Origin of the sequence: Rhodococcus sp. P-2 (assembly GCF_016598535.1) — a bacterium.
GTDB classification, from domain to species: domain Bacteria; phylum Actinomycetota; class Actinomycetes; order Mycobacteriales; family Mycobacteriaceae; genus Rhodococcus_F; species Rhodococcus_F baikonurensis.
Window position 1 is genome coordinate 6,171,786 of record NZ_CP066779.1, and the last position, 24,710, is coordinate 6,196,495.

Here is a 24,710-nt window from a genome sequence, read left to right on the forward strand (position 1 = left end):
CGACCCTATGGCCGCCGCTCCGGGGCAACTTTTCCAGCCTATCCCAACCAAGTCACCGGCGCAAACCGGAACCCCGTCGAAATCGAACTGGATTGTGTTCGCCAGGCACTGCGTACAACCTCGTGTCACTCACCCTCGCAGGTGGGAGTCGGTGTCCGTGTCGCTCTGACCTGGACAAAGTTACGCGAAGATCAACACAACACCAAATCGCCAGGTCAGAGCACTGACGCGGGTTAACAGCCGATACTTTTCTCGAATTTTTGCTTCTCGCGATGACTTTCTGCGCCCACTGCGGTCTGTATGAGCAGGAACCAACAGGAACCGAAGCGTTCAGTAATCAGTCAACCGACTTCAAGGAGCACCCATGTCTCGTCTTCTCTTCGTCAACATGCCGGTCAAGGACGTCGCCGCTACCCGGGCATTCTTCAGCGGGCTCGGCTTCGAGTTCAACGACATGTTCAGTGACGAGAACACCGTCTCGATGATCGTCAGTGATTCCGCCACCGTCATGTTCCTGAACGAACCGCGATTCGGGGACTTCATCGCCGACGACATCTGTGACACGTCGAAAGCTCGTGAAGCACTGATGTGTGTGTCGGCCGACAGCAGAGAGGAAGTCGACACTTTCGTCGATGCGGCGATTGCTGCCGGCGGTAGCAAGTGGATGGAGCCCCAGGATCACGGCTTCATGTACGGACGCGCATTCCGCGACCTCGACAATCACGTCTGGGAGGTCATGTGGATGGACCCGGCTGCGACTGTTCCTCAGCAGTAACGCAGAGCAACAGCCGTAACGAGTAGCTGCGCGGGTCCTCCGTACCGGAGGGCTCGCGCAACTCCCTGCCCCTACAGCTCTGCAGGCAATCCGAACCGCGCGAACAGACTCAGATCGAAGAAACACGTCACGTGCGAGATCCCGGACTCGGTGACATCTAGAACGTGCAACTGGAAAGCACGGTGAACCCCATCGGGCTCGCGCATGTAGAGGCCGAACGCCGGCTGGCCGTTGGCGGCGGTCGGAAGTAGACGCATCGCTCCTGGTCCGTCGGCCGGGCATTTGGTTCCGATGAGCTGCCCGATTGCCTCGGGTCCCTGGTACCAACCCTCGAACGGAGGCATCTCCCAGATGGCTTCACGCGTGAACAGCTCAACGATGGCCTCGACGTCGTAGCTCTCGAAGCTGTGCACGTAGTCGCGAAGCAACTTCCGGGCAGCCTCGGTAGTCGGTTCCACGAGATCGTCCTCAGTGGGCCCGATGTGATTGATCTGCGCGCGAGCCCGCTGCAGCAGGCTGTTCACCGCAGTGGTTGTGGTGTCGAGGGCCTCCGCAACTTCCGATGCCTTCCACTGCAGAACGTCGCGCAGGACGAGAACCGCACGTTGGCGCGCGGACAAGTGCTGCAAAGCGGCAACAAGCGCGAGCCTGACCGAATCGCGATTGACGACCATTACGGCGGGATCATTGACGTCGCCCAACGCAGAATCCGCGATCGGTTCCAACCAGGCAATCTCGTTGCGCTCGATCAAATCGTCGGCCGGGTCCGAACTAGGTGCGCCGAGGCCGGTCGGGAGTGGACGCCTCGATCTCCCCTCCAGCGCGGTCAGGCAGGTATTCGTCGCAATGCGGTAGAGCCAGGTCCTAAGCGACGACTGGCCCTTGTAGCCGTCGAACCCGCGCCAAGCCCGGATGAACGTCTCCTGGACCTGGTCTTCGGCGTCGTGAATCGACCCCATCATGCGATAGCAGTGCGCCAGCAACTCGCGGCGGTACGGATCGGCAAGAGTGAGGAAATCACTGTCCAACGCCTGATCGACTGTCATTTGTTCAGACTAGTGGCCGAGAGCCCGAAACACAGGCGTCGGCGAGAATTTGATCAGGCAGGCGCCTGCACCGCAGTCAACCTGGATCTCTTCCGGAGAACGAACCCCAGCGATTCGTAGAGTCTGATCGCATTCGTATTCGATTGCACTGCATGGAGAAACGGCAGCTCGCCGCGCTCGCGAATCCCGGCAGCGACGGCACGGATCAGCGTCGTACCCAGGCCTCGACCCCGGAAGTCGCTGTCAGTGCACACCGCACTGATTTCCGTCCATCCCGGAGGGTGCAGCCGCTCCCCCGCCATGGCAACAAGTCTTCCGTCGACGCGAATGCCGTAGTAGCTGCCCATCTCGACGGTACGAGGAAGAAACGGTCCGGGCTTGGTGCGCTCGATCAATGCCAGAATTTCGGGAACGTCACCCGTTCCGAGAAGTTCGACCGACGGATCAACGGAGACTTCGAGTGCGGACCCGTCCATCTGGACCGAGCCGAACTGATCCACAACGCGCCACCCTTCCGGCGGGTGATGATCAAATCCTCGTAAACCTACTGTGCCGCCTGGACCTACGAGTGTGAGTAGGTTCTCCCAGTCTTCGGCGTCCAACTCGGGCGGATGACCGACAAACGGAGCGACTGTCGGGTCGTATCGCGCAACTCTCCCTGCCCAGCGAGCGATTTGCGCATGATGTCCGCGAAGTCCTTGTCGCACAGGGTCGTCCAGTGGATGAGTATCGACATCCGTGTCAACCGTCTCGACAAACGACGCCAGGGTCGCCTCCGTGGTCATCGAACCTCTTCCTACCCATGTCTGCCAGTGATGGAAGCGAACGAAACTCCCCGTCCACCTCGATCACAACGCTAAGAACACTTGCTGTCGTAGTCTCCGGATAGAATCAAGATGATTCTGACCTCGGCCCGTATTTCCGGCGTCAATCAGGACTCGATTGCAGATCCGCACCAGGACATTCGTCGCGACGCCTCACCAACCGGAAGGCTATTTGGCATGAGCAACTCCGACCCGATCAGATCTGCATTCGAACAGTTACCCCTGAAGGAGATGGACGCTGCGACGCTGGTCTTCGCCATCGAGAGCGCCGTCGACGAGCTGGCGATCCCGGGGGAAACCCTGCGGCTCGCCATGGAGGTCGCGACCCTCGCGCATCTCGATCAGCTCAGAAAGAACGGGATCAAATCCAACGAGGATCCCTACATCGTTCATCCCCTTCGAAATGTGTTGCGGCTGCTTCGGTACGGATGCTCCGACGTCGAGATCCTGAGCGCAACCGCGCTTCACGACACGGTCGAGGACCGACCACACGCCGTCATCGCGCTCCTCGGCGGCCAGACTGCGGACGACATGTCCGCATCCGAGGCGCAAGAACGTGCGTCAACACTTATCGCCTCGCACTTCAGCCACAGAATCTCCGAACTTGTTGAGGCAGTGACCAATCCAATCGACTACCCGCACGACAACACCACCGGCTACCAGGATCACGTCATCCGCGCGATCGAGGATCCCGCGGTGTTCCTCGTGAAGTTCAGCGACTTCGTCGACAACGCGGGAAGCGTGAAGTACCTGAACGAGACCGACAGACTGAGACTGGTCACGAAATACGAACCCCTTGTGGAGCACTTCAAGCGGACTTCCCTTGCTCTCGGCAACGCATTGCAGCTCTCTTCCGGAGGACTCGACGCGATCGCACAGCACATCGCGACCATCGAAGGCGATTTCTCGAATACGGTCCGACAGGACGTAAAAAATACTCGCCAGTAGTACCGATCAGTAATAATCGAGCAATCGGGAGAATTCTCCGAATACGCGATTTTGTTACCAGTGGGTATTCACTTCCTTGCCAATTTCATTACCATCGTGATCCGTATCACAGAGCCCAATACTATTGCGCCACAGTGATTTAACGCCATAGGTGTAACCGTGGTTCACGTTGACTAATATTCTTCAATTCGCCCAGGTGACATGAGCGTCGACATACTGCATTCTTAGATAAACCAGGGATTCCCTGGAAGCAGACACAATATGTTGCTGATTCGTGATTGGAGCGGTTCTGAGTCCACGCCTGCAGGGTGGCACACAAGGCACGCCGTGCCTGAGCGCAGGGGACTCTACGAACCGGATGGGCAATCACTTGCCGACGCGCAACCGGGGGAAACACAGCGCATCGCGGCGTAGTTCACGAACCAGGTAATCCGGGTATGTGGGACACGGTCGGCTCATATCGCAACGTACGTGACGAAGAATCTCATCAAGGACGGTGGCAGTGACAATGTTCAAACGAATCGCAGTGGTCAATCGAGGTGAGGCCGCGGTCCGTCTGATCAGGGCTGTACGCGAACTGAACGCCGAACACGACTACGGCATTCGCGTCATTGCACTGCACACAGAGGCCGAGCGCCGCGCCATGTTCGTCCGCCAGGCCGACGAGGGCGTGACCCTGCGCAGCACCGGCACCGGTAGCCCGTACCTCGACTACGCCGAACTCGAGCGAGCACTCCTCGCAGCCAAGGCCGACGCAGTCTGGGTCGGCTGGGGCTTCGTGGCCGAGGATCCCGCCTTCGCGGAGATCGTCGCGAAACTGGGCATCACGTTCATCGGCCCGAGCGCCGACGCGATGCGCCTGCTCGGCGACAAGGTTGCCGCCAAGATCCTGGCCGAGAAGGTCGGCGTACCTGTCGCCCCGTGGAGCGGCGGACCTGTCGAAACGCGCGCCGACGCTCGTCGTCATGCTCAGTCCATCGGATATCCCCTGATCATCAAGGCCCGAAGCGGCGGCGGCGGACGCGGTATCCGCAAGGTCTGGGCCGAAGACGAACTCGAAGTTGCACTCGAGCGCACGCAGGGCGAAGCAGAGCGGTCCTTCGGCGACCCCGTCGTCTTCCTCGAACGCCTCGTCACCGATGCACGCCACGTCGAGGTACAGGTCATCGCCGACAACCACGGCAATGTCTGGGCTCCGGGCGTTCGCGACTGCTCGATTCAGCGTCGCAACCAGAAGGTCATCGAAGAATCCGCCTCTCCCGTGCTGACCGAAGAACAGTCGGACCACCTCAAGAAGGTGTCCGCCGAACTGGTCAAGGCAGCCGGGTACCAGGGCGCAGGCACGGTCGAATACCTCTACCAGCCCGAGAACAAGCTGTTCACGTTCCTCGAGGTCAACACCCGTCTGCAGGTCGAGCACCCGATCACCGAGGTCACCACCGGAATCGACCTCGTCAAGCTGCAGATCCTCGTCGCCAGCGGTGACGAATTGGTCGGCGACTGCCCGCCCGCGTTCGGCCATGCCGTCGAGGCTCGTCTCAACGCGGAGGACGCCGACAACGATTTCGCGCCGGCGCCCGGCACCGTTCAGCTCCTGAAGTTTCCGCTCGGCTCGGGCATCCGCGTCGACACCGGCATCGCGGCGGGCGACGTCATTCCGCCCGACTACGACTCGATGGTCGCGAAGGTCATCGCGTGGGGCCGCAACCGCTCCGAGGCACTCGCGCGTCTGCGTACCGCCCTCCGTGAAACCACTGTCGTACTCGACGGCGGCACCACCACCAAGTCGTTCCTCCTCGATCTACTCGATCGCGACGAGGTCATCTCGGCATCCGCGGACACCGGCTGGCTCGACCGCACGGGCGCTCTCACCGGCACCACTCGCCGCGCGGACGTCGCACTGATCGCCACCGCCATCGATGCTTACGACGCCGAGGAGTCCCTCGAGCGTGCGGCCTTCCTCGCCTCGGCACGTGGCGGCCGTCCCCGCGCCAATCACGCGATCGGCCGTACCGTCGAGCTCAACTATCAAGGTCAGGCATACAAGCTGACCGTCGGGCGTATCGGCCCGCACCGCTACCGCGTCGACGGAGACGCCGGCGACATCGAGGTCGACGTCGATCGTCTCGGTGACTTCGAGTCGCGTCTGGTGATCGGTGATCGGCGCTTCCACGTCGTTTCCGTCGTGAGCCCGGCGCGCTATCTCGTCGAGGTCGACGGCATCAGCCACCAGATCAGCCAGGACGACGCCGGCGTGGTCCGTGCGCCCGCTCCCGCCGTCGTCGTCGCAGTACCGGTCGCGGTCGGCGACGACGTCGAAGCCGGCTCCACCCTGGTCGTACTCGAATCCATGAAGATGGAGACCGCAGTTCGCGCTCCGTACGCGGGCAAAGTGCGTGAGGTCCTCGCTACCGTCAACTCCCAGGTCGATGCCGGCGCACCGCTCCTGCGCGTCGACCAGATCAGCGACGAAGCCGTCACCGAAAAGGCTCCGCGCGTCGAATTCGATCTTCCGGCAGCAACTTCCGGTTCCGACACCCGTGGCGACGCGCTGGCGCAGCTCGAAGCGTTGACCGCGATGATCAGCGGCTACGACGTCAGCGGCAAGCACGCGAACGCAGTCCTCGCCGAGTACGACGCACTTCGTAGCGCGCTCGAGTCCGAGGACCGCGAACTGGTACAGGCCGAACTTGCGGTGCTGACCACCTTCGCCGACATCTGCGAGCTCTCGCGCAACAAGCCCACCTCGGGTGAGTCGGCGAAGGACGAATCCGTCCACAGCCCTCGCGAGCACTTCCACACCTTCCTGCACTCACTCGACTCCGAGCGCGAAGGTTTGCCGGCGTCGTTCCGCACGAGACTCGAACGGGCACTTCGCCACTACGACGTCACCGATCTGGACGATCGCCAGGCCGTCGAGGAAGCGGTATACCGACTCTTCCTGGCACTGCAGCGCATGGAAGCCCAGATCCCGGTCATTGCAGCACTTCTCGAAGGCTGGCTGGTCGGCGACAAGGCCCCCGGTTGCTCGGCTCAGGAGCTCAACGAGGTCCTCGATCGACTCATCGTCGCGACGCAGGTCCGCTACCCCGTCATCGGAGACGTAGCCCGTAACCTTCGCTTCCGGTTCTTCGACGAGCCGCGCATCCGCAAGGTTCGCGAAGACGTCTACGACGGAGTACGCGGCAATCTCGCCTACCTCGAAGAACAGCCGGACGCTGCCGATTTCGACGAGCGGATCGCCAACCTCGTCGCCACTCCCGAACCGCTCCTGGACCTGTTGGGTCGAAAGATCGGCGTCGGCAACCGCGATGGCGGCCCTCTGCTCGAGGTCATCACGCGTCGCTACTACAAGATTCACTCCTTCGAAGACGTCCGCGTTTTCGAGCACGTCGACCGCCGTTTCGTGACCGGCAACTTCGACCTCAAGGGCGACGGGCTGCATCTGGTCTCGACGGTGGCCGAATTCGACGCTCTCGGAACGGCTCTCGACGATGTCGCCACGATCGCGCAGGATGCTCCGTCGGGCCGTGGCCTGGTAGTCGACATCTACCTCGACTGGCCGAATCAGCCCGCTGACGGCGACGCTCTCGTCGAGACGCTGCGCACCGAACTCTCCCGCAACGAGGCGATCACCCGATCACGACGCGCCACGGTGATCATCTGCAACCCCAACGGGGATCCGGTCAGGTGGGTCACCTTCCGCCCGGTCGACGGCGAACTGGTCGAGGATCACATCATCCGCGACATGCACCCGCTCACGGGTCAGCGACTGGACATGTGGCGCCTGAAGAACTTCAACGGAAAGCGTCTGCCGGCTCCGGAGAACACCTACCTGTTCCACCTCTCCGCCAAGGAGAACCCGAAGGACGAGCGCCTGATCGCCCTCGCGGAAATCCGTGACGTGACACCGCAACTGGACGACGAAGGTCAGATGGTTGCACTCCCGGCCATCGAGCGCACGCTCGCTGCCTGCCTCGACGGCATCCGCCGTGCGCAGAGCCAGCGCGGCGACAAGCGTCGACTGGCAGCCAACCGCGTCGTGCTCTACGTGTGGCCGGTCGCAGACGTTCCCAGCGAACGCTTCTCCGTGATCGCTCAGAACGCAGCCCGACTGACCGTCGGCGCCGGGCTCGAAGAGATCACGCTCATCACCCGCTTGAAGGACCGAAAGGGTGGCTCCCCCAAGGAAGTTGCGCTGCGCTTCTCCTATCGCGCAGGTGCCGGTGTGGTCATCAACAAGACAAGCCCGCCCACCGAACCGCTGCTCCCCCTCGACGCGTACGCGCAGAAGGTCCAGAGTTCGCGGGCACGCGGCACCGTGTACCCGTACGAACTGATTCCGCTCCTGACCGGTACCAAGGGCACCTTCGTCGAGCACGACTTCGACGAAGCGGGCGTCCTCTCGCCCGTCGAGCGTCCGTACGGACTCAACAAGGCCGGCATCGTCGTCGGCCTCGTGAACACTCCGACGCCACGTTACCCCGAGGGAATGACTCGTGTCGCGCTCTTCGGTGACCCCACCAAGGCGCTCGGTACCGTGGCCGAGGCCGAATGCTCACGAGTGGTCGCTGCCATCGACCTGGCCGAGAAGTTGAACGCTCCGGTCGAGTGGTTCGCACTGTCCTCGGGTGCCACCATCTCGATGGAGAGTGGCACCGAAAACATGGACTGGGTCTCCCGCGGCCTGCGCCGGATCATCACCTTCACCCAGAACGGCGGCGAGATCAACATCGTCGTCACGGGCATCAACGTCGGCGCTCAGCCCTACTGGAACGCCGAAGCCACCATGTTGATGCACACCAAGGGCATTCTGGTGATGACCCCGGACAGCGCGATGGTGCTGACCGGCAAGCAGTCTCTCGACTACTCCGGCGGTGTGTCGGCCGAGGACAACTTCGGTATCGGTGGTTACGACCGCGTCATGGGCCCCAACGGCCAGGCGCAGTACTGGGCCCCCGACCTCACTGCGGCGTGCGAGATCCTGTTCCGTCACTACGCACACTCGTATCTCGCTCCCGGCGAACGGTTCCCGCGTCGCGCAGCGACCACGGACCCCGTCGATCGTGACGTGCGCAGCTTCCCGCACACGCACCCGTCGAGCGACTTCGAGACGGTCGGCGACATCTTCTCCTCGGCGAAGAACCCGGATCGCAAGAAGCCCTTCGACATTCGCACCGTGATGCGGTCTGTGGTCGACCAGGACCACTCGGTTCTCGAGCGTTGGGCCGACATGGCCGGCGCCGACACCTCGGTCGTTCTGGACGCGCACCTCGCCGGACATCCGGTCACAGTGGTGGGCATCGAATCCCGCGCGATCCCGCGCAAGGGTCACTTCCCCGCGGACGGTCCCGACACCTGGACGTCGGGAACGCTGTTCCCGAACTCGTCGAAGAAGACTGCCCGCGCGATCAATGCTGCGAGCGGCAACCGTCCGATCGTGGTGCTGGCCAACCTCTCCGGCTTCGACGGTTCCCCGGAGTCGCTGCGTAACATCCAGCTCGAGTACGGCGCCGAAATCGGCCGCGCCATCGTCAACTTCGACGGACCGATCGTGTTCTGCGTCGTTTCCCGCTACCACGGCGGCGCGTTCGTCGTGTTCTCCGGTGCGCTCAACGACAACATGGAAGTTCTTGCTGTCGAAGGTTCGTTCGCCTCGGTACTCGGCGGCGCCCCCGCCGCCGCAGTGGTCTTCACCCGTGAGGTGAACACCCGCACCAACAACGATCCGAAGGTGCAGCAACTGGAGGCAGACTTGGCAGCAGCCAAGGACGACACGGAGAAAGCACATCTGCGCGTAGAACTGAACGCTCAGCGCATCGCCGTCCGCTCCGACAAGCTCGGCGAAGTGGCATCCGAATTCGAAGCGATCCACAACATCCAGCGGGCCCGAGAGGTCGGCTCGGTGGATGAGATCGTCCCTGCCGCAGAACTGCGTCCGCAGATCATCGCAGCAGTCGAACGCGGCATGAAGCGCGCACTCGCGCAGTAAGTTTCTCCGCACGTCGAGCGGCCCCGCGAATTGCGGGGTCGCTCGATTTGTATCCGGCAGCGCTGGCGTCAGACGCCCTCGAGCGCCTCTCCGATCTCTTCGAGGACATGATTGTGCTGCTCTGTTGCGAGCAGATGCCCCGCCGCGATGGTGACTGCCACGGGCCACTCGATGATCTCGAAGGCGACCATCAGTCCCATCACCGCAAAATAGGCAATCTGTTCAGGGGGCGGAACCGGAATGGAACCGACGATCGGTAGCTCCAACTCGAAGCTCCGAGCCGAACGGACGGATTCCACTACGGCGCGGTGATCGACGGGGTTCGTGCGGTCGACGGTGTTCTGGGACATGTCACGATTCCTCAGGATTCATCTCGGGTCGCCCGGGAGTTCGGCGACGTGTCACTTCCAACAGCGACGCTCACAAGCGTGTCCGATTCACCGGTTCCCGCTTCTTTGATTTCCGCTTCGCTGATTTCCACGCTGTCGCGAGCGCTGACTCCCCCGATTCGGGAGGTGTACGCCTTGCTGGTTCGCGTCGGGGTCTTGCGAATCGTCGACTGACCTTCCGCGTTTTCCTCAGGTGCGGCGATCCGCTCCAACACCCGCGGAGCCAGCGCCGCCAGCAGCGTCGCCGCCGACGCACAGCCCACTGCTTGGCCCCACGCGATCGGACCGAGCGGCGTACAACCGAGAAATTGGCTCACCACCGGTGTGCTGACGAGGGTGGCCAGCGCCGCAGCGGATCCGGCAACGGTGGCGACCACCAGCGGACTACGCGATTCGAGCAGCGTCTGCCCCAATTGAGCACCAACCAGGGCAACCAACGCCACCGTCGACGCTCGCCGCCTCCTGCCGCTCGTCCGGGCCAGAAGCCACGCAGCCAGCGCACCGATGGCCGTGGCACAGCCGCGGACAGCGATTGTCTGCCACAACGCATGAGTGTCCATCTGTTCGGACTTGTCGGATCCGTTCTCGGACGGGGTGCTCACCGCGAGCGCAGCAGCAGGCAAGGCATCGGTCATCAGATTGACCAGCAGCAACTGCCTTGCGTTGAGCGGTGATTCGCCGGACAACGCAGAACCGATCAAAGCAAACGCGACTTCACCAGCGTTGCCTCCTAGCAAAACCCCCACCGCTGATCTGACCCGCCGCCACAATTGACTGCCCTCGTCCAATGCGTCGGTCAATCCGCCGACGTGGCCGTCGAGGAGCACGATGTCTGCCGCGCCGCGCGCCGGATCGCTGTCGGTCGACGCCACCCCGATTCCCACACTGGACACTCGGATCGCCGCGGCATCGTTCGCGCCGTCACCGACCATGGCGCACACCCGCCCGTCGGTCTCCAACGCTTGCACGATCTCGACCTTCTGCTCGGGCGTCACGCGTGCGAAGACACTGCTGCCGCGGACCGCGTCCCGTCGTTCGGCGCGAGAGAAGTTTTCCCAGTCCGGACCGGTGACAACATCCTCGCGGGCGACGTCCAACCCCAGTTCGGCGGCGACCGCGGCCGCAGTGGTCGGATGATCGCCGGTCAGCACGCGTACTTGGTGCCCGCTGCCTTGAAGGTCTCGAACAAGTTGCGTCGATTCGGGTCTCAGCGTGTCCGAGAGTCCGAGAAGGCCGACCGCTTCCAAACCCTCGGAGCAACACCGTTCGAGAAACTCCGAGTCTTCGCCGGCGCGTCGCGCATCGTGTTCCGACAACTCTCGCTGGGCGACGGCAACCACCCGCAGCCCACGTCCGGCCATGCTCTGCACGTGCTTCGACGACACAGCCATCGGATCGAGTCCTGCTTCGGACACGAACTCCGGCGAACCTTTGAGTGCGATCCGCCTACCGAGCAAAGCTGCCGAGTACGGCCGCCCCGACCTGAACGGAACGAGACTGTCCGCCTCGACGTCACCGAACACCGAAGCATTGCCTAGAGCTTGCTCGGCTGCATCGACGACGGCGGCGTCCGTCGAATGAAATACCCGATCATCCCGGCGTCGCAGGGCACTGCGCGCCGCAACTTCCAAGATCTCACCTTCGTCCCAACCGTCCACGCGTTCGACCGCGGCCACGCGAAGCTTGTTCTCGCTGAGGGTTCCAGTCTTGTCGAAGCAGACCACGTCGACACGGCCGAGCGCTTCGATGGAACGTGGAGCACGAACCAGTACGCCTGCTGCAGTGAGCCTTCGAGCTGCTGCCTGCTGAGCCAGAGTGGCAACCAGAGGCAGCCCCTCCGGCACGGCAGCCACTGCCACGGCCACGCCGCCGGTGACTGCGCGGCGCAGACCGGTGCCACGAATCAGACCCGCCACTGTCACCAACGCTCCGCCGCCGATACTGGCCGGCAGGGTCGCCCTCGTGAGCTCGCGCAGTCTGTTGGACAGGCCAACGGCCGGCCCGGATCGGGACACGCCGGCATCAGCGCGCCTGGTTACCGTTCGGGCTTCGGTGGCCGTGACCACGCCACGGCCGGAGCCGGCAAGCACTGTTGTCCCTGCATAGACCATGCACCTTCGCTCGGCCAGTGGCATCCCCGGGGTCGGGTCGGTCTGTTTGTCGACGGGCAGAGACTCCCCCGTCAACGACGATTCGTCGACTTCCAGCGATTCGGCGCTCAACAGACGACAATCGGCGGACACGATGTCCCCGGACTCGAGGGCCACTACGTCACCGAGTTCCAACGCGTCGGCCGCTGTCTCGACCGTGCCGGCGTTCGTCACGCGCCGAGCTACCGGCTCCTGCATCTGCAACAGTCGCTGCACTGCGCGTTCCGAGTGCAGACGTTGAAAGGCGGACATCGCGGCATTACCGACCAAGACCGAACCGACCAGGATCGCATCTACTGGTGACCCGAGGACTGCACTGGCCGCAGAACCGGTGGCCAACACCGGCGTCAGTGGATCGGCCAATTCTGTTCGCAACGCCGACAATCCGTCACGGATCAACCTGAAGCGTGCGGGCGCCCGCACACGGGCGTCAGCGCGCCGCGGCGTACGTCGGACGGATTCGGAGAGTTCGTGAAGGACAGCATCACCGTCCATCTCATGCCAGGTATCGCTCGGAGTACCGACAGGGACGGGAGCATGAATCACAGATCTGGACAGGGTGTATCCCGTCCACAGTCCCGCTGCGGAACCAGCCGTGACGGGCCCCGGCCCAACCCCTCGAACTCCCGGAAGCATGATCAAGCCGCCCAATGCCGAAGAGCCCGAAGATAGTTCGACCCCGCGCCTCGTCGCTGTCCGGGCGGCGCGGAACGCATGGACCACCCGCCACGCCCCGGCCAAGTCGGTGTGGATGTCAGCGCTCACGTGCTCGCCGCTCGGTGGCGCAATCCCGATACGCAGCACCGCCTGCCCCGCTATCGCCTTACTCGACACGACCGCAACTGTCCGGCCCTCGGCGACCAATGCCGAGAGAGCCTCGCGCAGGCCGGCTTCGGGAGTCGACCGCGCCGGATAGAGCTCGTCGAATCCACTTCGGAGTGATCCGAGCCCGTCGTCGTCGATCGTGACGGCTGCGACCCCGGCCGTGCGTATCTCGCCTATCAGTGTTTCCGCCAACTCTTTTCGCACCGGTCTCACGACGACGTCCGCGCCGCCGATGCGATGGCGTCCCGCCCCGACAGTTCCGTCGTTCAGAGCCTTCCTGGCTCGTGTCCACACCGCGACGCGATCGGACTCGGCCACCCCTCGTATGTCGGACACCCGGAGCGCGTCGTCGAAGAGGACGCTCGGATCGACGAGAACGGTGTCGACACGATCGAGCATGCGTAGCGCGGCAGGATCCGAAACGGCGACGTGGTGTGTCCGCCACAGACCGAATGACAAACCAGCAGCGAACGATTCGCGCGAGATCCGAAGTGGCCGCGGTGCCGAAACCTTGATACTCGTCGCGACGGTGTCACCGCCGGCAGACACAGCCGCGAGTGCAGCCCCGGCGAGCAGTTGAACCCCAGCGATCCTGTCAGCGTAACGCTCGCCCGGACCACTCGGTTCATGCCTCACGGATGAATGGCGAACTCCGGGTTCGAGTGAGCACCCGCGCCGAGCGGTGCGCACTGCCAAAGTTTCGCGCAGCAGCATCGTCCGCAATCCGAAGTCCACGCCAAGCGATGCAGGCGCATAGGTCACAACATCCGCGAACGACGTCGCCGACTCCAACGCGAAGTCGGTGAGCGAACGGCCGAGGCTCTGTTCGATTCGCCGACGCACGCGGGGTTGATAATTGATCGCCGACGCCGCCGCCGAGACATAGGCGGAACCAGGCATTCGCTGGGCACGAAGGATCGATCCCGCTGCTGCCGGAATCATCCCGACGCCCGCCAGCGCAAGGGTGCCGGTCCGCAGCGCCACGTCACTGACAGCGGTACGCGGAATCGTCGAACCACCGACCAACGCGAGACCCGACAACGCCAGGCGCGGCGGCAAAGTTGCCACCGACACCGCTCGCCGGGCCATCGCTGTGAACATCAGTGAGTGGATCGCGTGTGCGAAGAACTGTGAGTTCGATCCTGTGACCGACTGGCCGGCTTGTGCGAGTTTCCGCTCGATTCCTTCTTCGCCGGTTCCGTCTTGCTCGCGCGGCCAACCGCCTTGACCTCACGATCGGGCCGACCGCTCTTACGATCCCATTCGTGAAGTAGCAGGGCCGTGCCGCCGACCGCCACGACCACCGGCCACTCCACCAATCCCGCCGCACCGACGGCGGCCATCGTGAGAACGGCGGTCGGCGTCGAGGAACTACCCGCACGAAGTCCGTCTCGGACGCCCTCCGCCGTTCCGCGTATCCCGCCTGTCACTCCACCGATCACTCCACCACCGACGGCACCGGCCACCGTCGTCGTTGCGTCTGCCACACCACGAACCACGCGGGTGGCTTCGTCCACAATCATCATCGGACGCTCCTATCAGCAGTCCATCGAAGAATTCAGTATTTGAGGCCATACCCAACGCTGACGGCGGCAATCACGATCCGATACATTTTTCGCCGAACCTGGCGAGGGCGCGCCATCGCCAGCGCCGTGAGAGGGTACGGTGCGGGATGCAGCGACCACCTTCATCGACGGGAGTTCCACACAGTGGCGATCATCGGAAATTCGGACCTCGACGTCTTCCGACTTAGCTTGGGCGGCAACCCTTTCGGATGGACCGCAGACGAGAAGACGTCCTTCGAGATCCTCGACTCGTTCGCCGAAGCCGGTGCAAACTTCATCGACACCTCCGACTCGTACACGGCGTCGGCTCCCGGCAATTCCGGTGGGGAATCCGAAACGATCATCGGGAAATGGATCACCGACCGAGGTCTGCAGAACGACATCGTCGTCGCCACCAAGGTGGGTAGCCATCCCGATTTCAAGGGCCTGAAGGCAGACAACATCGCAGCCGCGGCAGAGGCTTCGTTGCGGCGCCTGCAGACGGACTGCATCGATCTGTACTACGCACATTTCGACGACCCGCAGACTCCGCTCGAGGAAACTCTCGAAGCATTCAATGCGTTGGTCGTCGCGGGCAAGGTTCGCTACCTCGGAATCTCCAACTACAGCCCCGACCGAGTCCGGGAGTGGCTGCGGATCACCGAAGAGAACGGTTACGCCGCGCCCATCGCGCTGCAACCGCACTACAACCTGGTACACCGCAAGTCGTACGAACCCGAACTCGCGCAGATCGCCACCGACAACAACATCAGCGTCTTCCCGTACTTCGCTCTCGCTTCCGGCTTCCTCACCGGAAAGTACAAGACCCGCGCGGACATCGAAGGCAGCTCCCGCGAACGACTGACCGCCGGATACTTCAGCGACGCCGGACTCGACGTCGTCGCGGAGCTGGCAACAATCGCGCAGGCCCACGAGAGCGAGATCTCGACGGTTGCGCTGGCCTGGCTGCTGACTCGACCGGGCATCACGGCACCGATCGCGAGCGTCAGCCGGCCCGAGCAGCTCCCGGCGCTACTGGACGCCCCGAATCTCGTGCTGTCGTCGAATGAACTGGACACTCTCGAACGAGTGTCGGCGGCGGTCGGAGCCTGAGATCAGGCAGTTTTGAGATGAGCGCCGAGGGCCGTGTTGTTGATCGTCCAAAACGACCAGCCGTCATGGCTCTCGGTGTCGCCTGAGATGTGACCGGTGACGGCATTGGCGGCCGCCGTCGGATCGGGGAATCGGCGGCCTTCCATCGGTCCGCGCATGATCTCCACGACCTCGGTGGTTTCGTCGAAACGTCCGACCCAGCGGTAGCCATGGCAATCGGCCGTCATCTCGAGGCGATTGTCGACGACTTCGATCTCCTCGACACCGCTGGCGCGACGCTTCTTCGCGGCAACCGGCGACGTCTTGCGCTTGGTCGCAACCGGGGCCTCCACGTAAATGCTCGGATCCTTGACCGCGGCAAGACCCAACGCATCCCAGCGATCGTGACCGTGCACCACGCGCCCACGCGGAATCGCGTGATGGCCGGTGCGATTACGTCCGGGGCTGTCCATGATCCACAGATCGACCTCGGCGCGGATGTCGTCGGCGACCTCGTTGGAGGGCAGCATGAAGAACTCGTGCGGATCGGCCGCCAGGTCGACGAACACCCAGAACTCGGAGCGCGTGTCGTCACTCTCGAGCGACTCGTCCTGACGCCTGGCCTGCCAGTCTCCGTCGAGCTTCGATCGCACTCGAACGATGCGGCTGATGCCGTCTGCGCCCGTCACCTCGACGGGGTTACGACGCGAGTGAGTGAGACGGACAGCCTTGCCCCCACGCTGCGTAGCTTCGGAAATGAACGCATTGATGCCGCGGCTTGCGGTGTCTTCCATGATCGACCTGTCTCGAGCGGGTACGCCCGCATCACCGGATCGGCATCGGGGTCGAGCATTGAACGAAATCCCGGCCTGTTCTTCGATCGTGTGGCCGGTCAGTACCTTCGACCTTACAGCGCAGACGACGGCCTGACTACGGCGCCCGACGCTCGTTCCCAGAGGTCAGCAGTGCAATGTCCCCGTAAAGCGCCGCCCGGTGAGCGAACATCAGCTCTTCCACACCGTCGAATTGGTCCCCGACGTAGTGCGTGTTTGCAGCCGAGAGTTCACGTGAACCGGAGCGCGCAAGTAGGTCGTCGATCCGGCTGTCGAGGCTCGCCGCATGCGCAACCGCGCGCTGCGAACTCAGCTGATCCTCGGCCCGTGCGACCAGGTCACCGATCCGCGCGAGGGCCGCAACGCGCTCGACCAACTGGTCCCAGACCGCGCCGAGCGCTTCCCGGCGCGAAGCGATTCCGGCTCGGGTTCCCTCGTCGCGTGCCAGTGCAACCGCGTCGTCCAACTCCGCAAGAATCGAACGCAGCGCGACGGTGTCAACCGCGATCTGGGTGATCTCGTCGGCCAGATCGAGTTGGTTGCGTTGAATGACGAAGTGGTCGGAATGCCACGCGCTGGAACTCTCGATCCGGTCGAACAGATTCCCGGCAAGGTAGAGCAGGGCGTCGTACTCACCGGCGCGTCCTTCGGGTTCTGAATCGACGAGTCCGTCGAGGACCTCGGCGATGCGTCTTCCGGCATCGGCGATGACTCCGGTTCCCTGAACTTTCCCGAACTGGGCGGCAAGTTTGTCGAGCGCAGCATTTCCGCTACTGGCCACGACGCCGAGACCCACCGGCAGCTTGGCTGGGACCGGGGTGCGGGTGAGCCCGGCGAAAAGAGCCTCACGTTGCTCCACATCGAGATGCAGTCCGTCGCGGCGATCCTTGCGAATGGCACGGACGCTGCTCGCGAAGTGGCGATTGGAGTGCACGATCGCCGACCGCATCGACTGAACGCGCTTCTCGAGCGCCTGCACCCGCCGGTCGAGGACAACCTGAACCGGGCCGATACGGGTCGCGAGCAGCCGACGCCTGGTGCGGGCAAGTTCGTCGGTGAGATAACGCAACTCCGAGAAGCCGCCGATCTCCGGGAACGAACGTCCGATACTGCGACGGTTCGCCAGGATCGACCGAGTCGACTCGTCCGCATAACCACCGGCTATCAGCAGTGCGACGTCATCGGACAACTCCGGCCGGTTCGACTCGACGGTCCCCGCCGCACACCACTCCCTGACCCGAGTGGAGATAAGCGTTCGGCGTTCGGTCACCGACGCCACGACAAAGACGTCGTCAGTTCCGTCTGTCATCTCACGCCTCCTGGTGGTCGCCGGTTACCACTGTTCCAGAATCTGCCGACACGCGCCCGACCCCTGCGCCCGAGCACGACACACCCCTGCCATACCGTAGGCGGGTGACCTCCCTGCGATCAGACGCGCACGCAGGTCACTCGCGCGCATCAGCGACTGCTTCAGCGGTTCAACCGCTACTTCCCGACCTCGCCATCGAACAACTTCAGTCCTTGTTGCACGTTCGTTCCTGGACTCTCGCGGAATGGTTCGCACTGGCCGACCGACACAGTTTCCTCGCGCCCGCGGCCAGTGTTCCGCTCTTCATGGAAGCCGCGTTGAAGTATCCCGAGCACCGCGAGGCGCTCCTTCGCCTCGCCGGTCGACGGGGGCAGTACCTGGCGGAACAGAATCCGGACTGGGCCCAGCTCCGGCGGATCGGGTCCCGCCGGGACGAGCTGTGGCTCTCGCCCGATCCGGACGACCGGACCGCCTGGTTCGATTACATACGTACGGTCGACCCGGAGTTGGCGAGCGAAGAACTCGAGATCGCCTGGGACGACGAGCCCACGGCAAACCGCCTGCATTTCCTCGATCATCTCGACGTCGGACTGGGTGAACACGACTACACCATCCTCGAACGCGCACTCGACGATCCAGCCGTGCGGGTCCGTGAGCGCGCAATTCAACTACTACGTCAACTCCCCCGATCACCGTTCGCCTCTCGCATGGTCACTCGGGCTCGGTCCTGGGTGCGGCTCGAGACGAAACCGTTGCGACCGCGCCTGGCCGTCCGTTTGCCCGGTTCACTCGACGACCTCGCATTTCGTGACGGCATCGAAGACGTCCACTACAAGAACAAGGGAATCCGGCGCTGGTGGCTGCGCCAAGTCGTGACTGCAACTCCGCTGACGCTGTGGGAATCGATGGCCGGTTCACCGCGCGACGCCCTCACTATCCCCATCGAGAAACAATGGCGTGACGTGATGATCGAATCATGGACTGCTGCAACCGTTCTCCAGAAGAACACAGCGTGGGCTTCGGCCTTCCTGGAGAGGGACGGGCGCACGACCGACCGGAGAATCGTCGCCATCGCCGACCCACGCGAGCGCGTCGAGTACATAGTCGCCGGACACGCGGACGAGTACCTTCTGGGAGTCGACGGCAGCGCACTCCTCGACGGCATCGACCGTCCATGGCCGCTGGCCGTCGCCGAAAAATTGTTGAATGCCTTGGAAAACGAGGCGTTGGAGCACGCCGCGACAGGCGAGGACCTGGGCATCCACTCGCGGCACAGCCACTTCTCCACCCTGCGAAGTGTGCAGGCTCGGTTCCCTTTCGAGGCGATACCACTGCTCCGCAGCGCCGCGTCCAGAACGAGCGACCCCGGCTGGCAACAAGCGTTCACCGACAGTGCGGTCAACATCGAGCAGCGTCGACTCCGCTTGGACGTCTTACGCTCTCACCGCTGAACGACGAAGGGTCGCACTCCGCGAACGGAATGCGACCCTTCTGTCGATCGTGAAAGATCAGACGACGCTGACCATCTCGTGATCAGCCACGCCGGCGGCCAACACCCGGAGATGGTCTTCGGTGCTGCCGAGGGTGTGCTCGATGGCGACGAGGCGACTCACGTAATGACCCACCGGGTATTCGGCGGTCATTCCGATACCACCGTGCATCTGGATGGCCTCTTGACCGATGAGCCGAGCCGAACGCCCGATCTGCAACTTCACCCGCGAAGCGATCACCGGATCCACGACGCCGTCGGCAAGGGACATCGTTGCGTACAGACTCATGCTGCGCGCCAACTCGAGCGAGACGTACAGATCGGCGGCACGATGCGTCAATGTCTGGAACTTTGCGAGCGGAACACCGAATTGCTTACGCGTCTTGAGGTATTCGGTGGTCAGACGCAGCGCCTCTTCCATTGCTCCGACAGCCTCGGCGCACAGAGCAGCCTGATCACGGATCTGTGCGGCCTGGATCAGCGCGGAAGCGTCTCCGCCCTCACCGAGCGCTTCGGCCGGAGTATCGGTGAACTCGATCTGCGCCCCGCGCAAACCGTCGTGAGTGGCGAAGGACTTGCGTACCAAGCCCGAGGCATCACTCTTGACGAGGAACAGTCCGACGCCGCCATCCGGGAGCGCAGCGCTCACGACGAGGATGTCCGCCGTCGCGCCGTGCCCGACCGGATTCTTGATGCCGGTGACGGTCCAGCCGCCGTCGACCTGGGCCGCCGCGGTGGCCCGTTCGGTTGCCGGCCAACGGATTCCGGGTTCCTGATCGGCGAAGGCGAGGAACGTGGCGCCCTCGGACACTCCGGGAAGAATCGACGAGCGCTGCTCTGCACTGCCGCCTTCGGCTATGAGCCCGCCCGGCGTCACGACCGCGTCGAGTAACGGTTCGGGTGCCAAGCGTCGACCGATCTCGGTCATGACCGCGCCGATTTCCACCGGGCCCGCGTCCATGCCGCCGTCGTCCTCGGAGAACGTCAGGCCAAGCAGGCCGACCTCGGCCAACTGCTTCCAGACCTGCGGGCTCCACCCTGGATCGGAGTCGATGATCGCGTTGCGCTTCTCGGCGTCGTAGCTACGCGCGAGGAGGTCCTTGGTGGTGTCGCGGAGAAGCTTCTGCTCGTCGTTCAGTTCGAAGTCCATGCCACGCCTCACAATCCGAGGATCGAGGAGGCGATGATGCTTCGCTGCACTTCGCTCGATCCGCTGTAGATGGATACCTTGCGGTAGTTCAGGTACGTCGGGGCAGTGTGCTGCGCCCAGCTCGCGGAGGCGATGTCGCTGCCCGCGTCGTACGGCAGTGAATCAGGGCCGGCCACGTCCATCAGCAGTTCGACGCTCGCCTGCTGCAATTCGGAGCCACGAAGCTTCAGCAGCGACGACGCCGGGTTCGGCTGGCCGTCAGCGGAACTGGCGACCACCCGGAGCTGAGTGAGCTCGAGAGCAAGCAGTTCGTTTTCGAGTTCGGCGAGACGGGCGGCGAAGAGCGGATCTTCGAGCAGTGTTCCGTTACCGACCTTGACCTCGGCAGCGCGGGCCTTGGCCTGTGCCAGCCGAACCTTCGAGAAACCGACGCGCGTGACACCGGTGCGCTCGTTGCCGAGCAGGAACTTGGCGTAGCCCCAGCCCTGGTTCTCTTCACCGACCAGGTTCTCTCCCGGCACACGGACGTCCTCGAAGAACACTTCGTTGACCTCGTAGCCGCCGTCGATCAGCTTGATCGGGCGGACCGTGACGCCAGGCGTCTTCAGATCGACAAGGATGAACGAGATGCCGGCCTGACGCTTCGGCGCATCGGGATTGGTTCGCACGAGGCAGAAGATCCAGTCGGCGTACTGTCCCAGCGTCGTCCAGGTCTTCTGACCGTTGATGACCCAGTCGTCTCCGTCGCGGACCGCGCGGGTCTTGAGCGACGCGAGATCGGAGCCGGCCTCGGGCTCGGAGAATCCCTGGCACCACCAGATGTCGAGGTTCGCAGTGGCCGGAAGGAACTTCTCCTTCTGCTCCTGCGAGCCGAAGGCCGCGATAACCGGACCAACCATGTTGGCGTTGAATGCCAACGGTTCGGGGACCGACGCTAGCTGCAACTCGTCGAGCCAGATGTTGTGCTGGACCGGGGTCCAGTCCTTGCCGCCCCACTCGACCGGCCAGTGCGGTACCGCCAGACCGTGAGCGTTGAGGATCTGCTGCGCCTCGACCATACGGTCGCGCCCCAATTCCTCGCCGTGGGCGTACGCCTCCCTGATGTCCGCGGGGATTTGCGTACGGAAGAACGTCCGCATCTCGTCGCGGAACGCTAGTTCCTCGTCGGTCAATGCCAGGTTCATCGGGATTCCTTCGCACTCGAAACCGGATTCATGTTCGGTTCGACCGTACCCCGACGATCCTGGAGGCGGAACAGGTACCGCGAAAGACGGCACTCAGGGCCGAGTTGCTACACGGTTTTGAGGACCAACAGGTAACCCCCGCCCGCGGCGTCGATGCTCGTCTCGACGTTCAGCGACGGAGCCAGTCGCGACAACCGGTCGATCAACCAGTCCGACGCTTCCTGGGCATCGTCTTTGCCCGGGCAACGAGCGACGGCGACGCGACCACCCTTGCGCTCGAGCTGCTCGACGACCCCGATGATCGGAGCGGGATCCACGACGAACAACCGATCCGGCCATTCCACAACAGGTTTGACCGCACCCTTCTTGGTGTTACATGCGCGGTGCGCCAAGCGTTCGACACCACCTTTGGTCTTGCCACCCTTTTTCGCGGTGTTGATGCTGTCGATGCTCGGGCCGCGCGGATCGTTGACGGACATGTCGGGATCGACCGGTTCGTCACACAGCCAGCAGCGCCAGGATTCACGTTCGCCGACTTCTTGAAGGGTGCTCATGTGGCAACGGTACCGTGCGCACTTTCGGGTGTTTCCGCTGCCGAAAGTGCGCACGGGGGCCGAAGGCCCTACATATCTGCAATCGCCTCCAGCGGCTTCGTCTTGGCCGCTCGGTTGGCCGGCCACAGTGCGGCCAACACACCGACCACACCCGAGCCGATCAGCATCCCGACAACCTGACCCCACGGGATCGTGATCTTGTCGAGGCCCTGATCCGCGAGAGTGCTCACGAAAGCCCAACCGAACGCGATGCCGAGAACAACTCCGACCGCTGCGCCGTACACCGCAATGAGCACCGATTCGAGATAGATCGTTCGCCGCATCTGTCCGCGCTGCATGCCGACGGCTCGCAGCATTCCGATTTCTCGTCGCCGCTCGACCACCGACAGCGCCAAGGTGTTGATGATGCCCAGGATTGCGATCACGACCGCAAGTGCAAGCAGTCCGTAGAGGATCGCCAACAACGTGTTGATCTGTTGCCCCTGAGTTCCCTTGAACTCCTCACGATCCTGCACCTGGACGACGACGTACTTCTCCGTGGCCGTTTCGAGTTCGGATCGCAGCGTGGTCAGATCCGCGCCGGGCTGCGCCTTCACCAGCACCACGAAGTCCGGCAGGCTCTCCGCCGGCATCAGCTTCCGGTACGCCTCGTCCGAGACGATCCACGAACCGATCAGCTGGTTGTCCTCGAAGACTCCCGCGACAACCGTCTGGTACTCGACGCCGCCGGGACCGGTCAACGTCTGAGTCGAGCCCACAGTCCAACCCTTGTCGTCCGCAGTCGACTTCGAGACGAGCATGTTGTTGCCGGTCAGATCGACCGTGCCCTCGAGAATCTTGTACTCGAGCACGCCTTCGATCGGTCCGTCGAACGAAGCGCCCTGCTCGTCCTCGCCGTCGACCTTCGCACGCACTCCGTGCAACGACGTCGCGCTCTGCACGTCGGGCACCTGTCGGACTGCGTCGGCCGCACCCCGCGGCACGCCGATCGCGTTGGGGCCGGTCAGGATGTAGTCGGCCGAGACACCCACGTCCACAAGAGCATTGATGCTCGCCTTGGCCGAAGATCCGAACACTCCGATGACCGTCACCAGCATCAGACCGAGAGTCAACGCGAATGCCGTTGCAGCCGTACGGCGGGGATTGCGCACTGCATTGGTACGAGCCAGCCGCCCGATGGCGCCGAACGGCTTGGCGAACACGGCACCGAGCGCGCCGACGATCGGCCGCGACAGGGCCGGAGCACCGAGAAGAACCGCGATGATCAACGAGAACGCACCGAGCCCGACGATCAGAGCCGCGCCGCCACCGGTACCGCGAGAGCCGAATACGAGCAGTGCCACACCGATCACGCCGAGAATCGCACCGATCAGCGTCCGCACCCGCAATGAGTCGCCGGTCGAGGCGAACTCCTCACGCATGGCCGCTACCGGCGGGATCTTCGACGCACGACGAGCCGGGGCATAAGCGCTGAGCGTCGTGACGACGACGCCGACCACCAACGCGACGATGATCGTGCGGGCACCCACCTGGAGCGGGCCCTCGGGCAGACCGACGTCGAACGTGTTGAGCAGACTGCGCAGTCCGTAGGCGAGACCGATGCCGCCGAGCAGACCGATGATGCTGCCGATGAGTCCGACCACGAGCGCCTCGGTGACCACCGAGCGGCCGACCTGCGCCCGGCTCGCACCGATCGCACGCAGCAGCGCCAGCTCACGAAGGCGCTGGGCCACGATCATCGAGAAGGTGTTGTAGATGATGAACGTGCCGACGAGCAGAGCAATCGCACCGAACGCCAACAGGAAGTAGTTGATGAAGCTCAGCGCCGAGTCGACCTCCGCCTTGGTTTCCTCGCGAACCTCGTCACCGGTCTGCACCTTGAGATCGGGGAAAACCTGCTCGACGCGTTGCTGCAGTTCCGTCTGGGACACGCCGTTGCCCGCGACGTCGATGTACTCGACATGTTGGCCGTCGGTGAAGAGTCCACGGGCCTGCTCGTCGGTGAAGAGCGCGCCGATGAATCCACCGGTGTCACTACCGGCGCCCTCGTAGATGCCGGACAACGTCACGTCCACGATTCCGCGGGCCGGTGCCAGAACCTTGGCGGAGTCCCCCACCTTCAGCCCGGCTCGCTCGGCGGCGCTGGTGTTGAGCGCCACCTGGCCGGTCTGCGTCGGAGGCGCGCCTTCGACGAAGGTGTCGGGTTCGGCAATCGCCTGGCCGGGCGGCAGGTAGGACTGACCGATACTCGGCGCGCCGCCGGTCTGAACAGCGCCGCCGTCTGCATTGATCAGGACGATCTGCCCGCTGACGGCCGGAGCTACCGCTCGGACACCGTCGACTGCGGCAAGTTTGTCGACATCCTCGACCGGAACGCCGCTGGTGTTGCGCTCTTCCATCGATACCCGGACGTCGACGCCCTGGGCGGTGTTCTCGAAGATCGAATCGAAAGTCTTCTGGAGGGTGTCGGTGAAAACGAACGAACCCGCGACAAAAGCCGTGCCCAGCACCACGGACAGAACCGTCAGCGCAAGTCGCACCTTGTGTGCCGCCAAGTTGCGCAGGGAAACCTTGCGCATCGGCGAGTTACTTACCGAAGCCATGTG

General features: G+C 63.6%; 16 protein-coding genes. 5 read left to right on the forward strand and 11 right to left on the reverse strand.

Annotation, left to right across the window (positions count from 1 at the left end; genetic code table 11):
* The first annotated feature begins 364 nt into the window (after positions 1–364).
* Complete coding sequence (locus I7X09_RS28640) at positions 365–775, forward strand: VOC family protein (protein WP_003945103.1); 411 nt, start codon at positions 365–367, stop codon at positions 773–775.
* Between the two features lie 71 nt (positions 776–846).
* Here I7X09_RS28640 and I7X09_RS28645 read toward each other — a convergent pair whose 3' ends face one another.
* The gene (locus I7X09_RS28645) at positions 847–1,821 is read right to left on the reverse strand and encodes a sigma-70 family RNA polymerase sigma factor (protein ID WP_003945115.1); all 975 of its coding nucleotides are present in this window, start codon (positions 1,819–1,821) and stop codon (positions 847–849) included.
* Positions 1,822–1,874: 53 nt separating this feature from the next.
* Positions 1,875–2,606, reverse strand: coding sequence for a GNAT family N-acetyltransferase (locus I7X09_RS28650; RefSeq protein WP_200314846.1), 732 nt, complete (start codon positions 2,604–2,606; stop codon positions 1,875–1,877).
* Positions 2,607–2,822: 216 nt separating this feature from the next.
* On the opposite strand from I7X09_RS28650, the gene I7X09_RS28655 reads away from it, so the two are divergent.
* Positions 2,823–3,593: a hypothetical protein gene (locus I7X09_RS28655; RefSeq protein WP_234036749.1), complete on the forward strand. Its 771-nt coding sequence runs from the start codon at positions 2,823–2,825 to the stop codon at positions 3,591–3,593.
* A gap of 508 nt (positions 3,594–4,101) precedes the next feature.
* Complete coding sequence (locus I7X09_RS28660; RefSeq protein WP_200318134.1) at positions 4,102–9,585, forward strand: ATP-binding protein; 5,484 nt, start codon at positions 4,102–4,104, stop codon at positions 9,583–9,585.
* A 68-nt stretch (positions 9,586–9,653) separates the two neighbouring features.
* Here the strand turns inward: I7X09_RS28660 and I7X09_RS28665 are convergent, their stop codons facing one another.
* From I7X09_RS28665 to I7X09_RS28675, 3 genes are read right to left on the reverse strand one after another with little or no spacing between them, the layout of a single operon-like run.
* Positions 9,654–9,935: a hypothetical protein gene (locus tag I7X09_RS28665; RefSeq protein ID WP_095972850.1), complete on the reverse strand. Its 282-nt coding sequence runs from the start codon at positions 9,933–9,935 to the stop codon at positions 9,654–9,656.
* Positions 9,936–9,946: 11 nt separating this feature from the next.
* Entirely contained in the window at positions 9,947–14,050 is a 4,104-nt protein-coding gene (locus tag I7X09_RS28670; RefSeq protein WP_200314849.1) for a cation-translocating P-type ATPase, read from the reverse strand.
* Positions 14,050–14,475 carry a hypothetical protein gene (locus I7X09_RS28675; RefSeq protein ID WP_095972852.1) on the reverse strand — a complete coding sequence of 142 codons (426 nt, stop codon included), beginning with the start codon at positions 14,473–14,475 and terminating at the stop codon, positions 14,050–14,052. The genes I7X09_RS28670 and I7X09_RS28675 overlap by 1 nt, the downstream gene beginning before the upstream one ends.
* Positions 14,476–14,658: 183 nt before the next feature.
* Here I7X09_RS28675 and I7X09_RS28680 point away from each other — a divergent pair, with 183 nt between their 5' ends.
* Positions 14,659–15,606, forward strand: coding sequence for an aldo/keto reductase (locus I7X09_RS28680; RefSeq protein ID WP_200314851.1), 948 nt, complete (start codon positions 14,659–14,661; stop codon positions 15,604–15,606).
* A 2-nt stretch (positions 15,607–15,608) separates the two neighbouring features.
* Here the strand turns inward: I7X09_RS28680 and I7X09_RS28685 are convergent, their stop codons facing one another.
* Positions 15,609–16,379 (reverse strand): hypothetical protein, encoded by a 771-nt coding sequence (locus tag I7X09_RS28685; protein ID WP_095972854.1) that lies wholly within the window; start codon positions 16,377–16,379, stop codon positions 15,609–15,611.
* A 136-nt stretch (positions 16,380–16,515) separates the two neighbouring features.
* Entirely contained in the window at positions 16,516–17,727 is a 1,212-nt protein-coding gene (locus I7X09_RS28690; protein WP_095972855.1) for a hypothetical protein, read from the reverse strand.
* Positions 17,728–17,831: 104 nt separating this feature from the next.
* On the opposite strand from I7X09_RS28690, the gene I7X09_RS28695 reads away from it, so the two are divergent.
* A complete protein-coding gene (locus I7X09_RS28695; protein WP_200314853.1) occupies positions 17,832–19,178 on the forward strand; it encodes a DUF5691 domain-containing protein in 1,347 nt (448 codons plus the stop codon).
* 57 nt (positions 19,179–19,235) lie between these two features.
* Here I7X09_RS28695 and I7X09_RS28700 read toward each other — a convergent pair whose 3' ends face one another.
* The 4 genes from I7X09_RS28700 to I7X09_RS28715 all read right to left on the reverse strand — a co-directional run bounded on the left by I7X09_RS28700 (position 19,236) and on the right by I7X09_RS28715 (position 24,707).
* Entirely contained in the window at positions 19,236–20,366 is a 1,131-nt protein-coding gene (locus I7X09_RS28700; protein WP_200314855.1) for an acyl-CoA dehydrogenase family protein, read from the reverse strand.
* An 8-nt stretch (positions 20,367–20,374) separates the two neighbouring features.
* The gene (locus I7X09_RS28705) at positions 20,375–21,550 is read right to left on the reverse strand and encodes an acyl-CoA dehydrogenase family protein (RefSeq protein WP_007736177.1); all 1,176 of its coding nucleotides are present in this window, start codon (positions 21,548–21,550) and stop codon (positions 20,375–20,377) included.
* Between the two features lie 107 nt (positions 21,551–21,657).
* A complete protein-coding gene (locus I7X09_RS28710) occupies positions 21,658–22,104 on the reverse strand; it encodes a hypothetical protein (RefSeq protein WP_020970172.1) in 447 nt (148 codons plus the stop codon).
* A 68-nt stretch (positions 22,105–22,172) separates the two neighbouring features.
* Positions 22,173–24,707, reverse strand: a complete 2,535-nt coding sequence (locus I7X09_RS28715) for an ABC transporter permease (RefSeq protein ID WP_095972859.1) — start codon at positions 24,705–24,707, stop codon at positions 22,173–22,175.
* Positions 24,708–24,710 lie beyond the last annotated feature (3 nt).

What these genes read in the sequence shown, in the direction of transcription:
- I7X09_RS28640 (WP_003945103.1), top strand. Translation starts at nt 365, where the DNA reads ATGTCTCGTCTTCTCTTCGTCAACATGCCGGTCAAGGACGTCGCCGCT.
- I7X09_RS28645 (WP_003945115.1), bottom strand. Translation starts at nt 1,821, where the DNA reads ATGACAGTCGATCAGGCGTTGGACAGTGATTTCCTCACTCTTGCCGAT.
- I7X09_RS28650 (WP_200314846.1), bottom strand. Translation starts at nt 2,606, where the DNA reads ATGACCACGGAGGCGACCCTGGCGTCGTTTGTCGAGACGGTTGACACG.
- I7X09_RS28655 (WP_234036749.1), top strand. Translation starts at nt 2,823, where the DNA reads ATGAGCAACTCCGACCCGATCAGATCTGCATTCGAACAGTTACCCCTG.
- I7X09_RS28660 (WP_200318134.1), top strand. Translation starts at nt 4,102, where the DNA reads ATGTTCAAACGAATCGCAGTGGTCAATCGAGGTGAGGCCGCGGTCCGT.
- I7X09_RS28665 (WP_095972850.1), bottom strand. Translation starts at nt 9,935, where the DNA reads ATGTCCCAGAACACCGTCGACCGCACGAACCCCGTCGATCACCGCGCC.
- I7X09_RS28670 (WP_200314849.1), bottom strand. Translation starts at nt 14,050, where the DNA reads ATGTTCACAGCGATGGCCCGGCGAGCGGTGTCGGTGGCAACTTTGCCG.
- I7X09_RS28675 (WP_095972852.1), bottom strand. Translation starts at nt 14,475, where the DNA reads ATGATGATTGTGGACGAAGCCACCCGCGTGGTTCGTGGTGTGGCAGAC.
- I7X09_RS28685 (WP_095972854.1), bottom strand. Translation starts at nt 16,379, where the DNA reads ATGGAAGACACCGCAAGCCGCGGCATCAATGCGTTCATTTCCGAAGCT.
- I7X09_RS28690 (WP_095972855.1), bottom strand. Translation starts at nt 17,727, where the DNA reads ATGACAGACGGAACTGACGACGTCTTTGTCGTGGCGTCGGTGACCGAA.
- I7X09_RS28700 (WP_200314855.1), bottom strand. Translation starts at nt 20,366, where the DNA reads ATGGACTTCGAACTGAACGACGAGCAGAAGCTTCTCCGCGACACCACC.
- I7X09_RS28705 (WP_007736177.1), bottom strand. Translation starts at nt 21,550, where the DNA reads ATGAACCTGGCATTGACCGACGAGGAACTAGCGTTCCGCGACGAGATG.
- I7X09_RS28710 (WP_020970172.1), bottom strand. Translation starts at nt 22,104, where the DNA reads ATGAGCACCCTTCAAGAAGTCGGCGAACGTGAATCCTGGCGCTGCTGG.
- I7X09_RS28715 (WP_095972859.1), bottom strand. Translation starts at nt 24,707, where the DNA reads ATGGCTTCGGTAAGTAACTCGCCGATGCGCAAGGTTTCCCTGCGCAAC.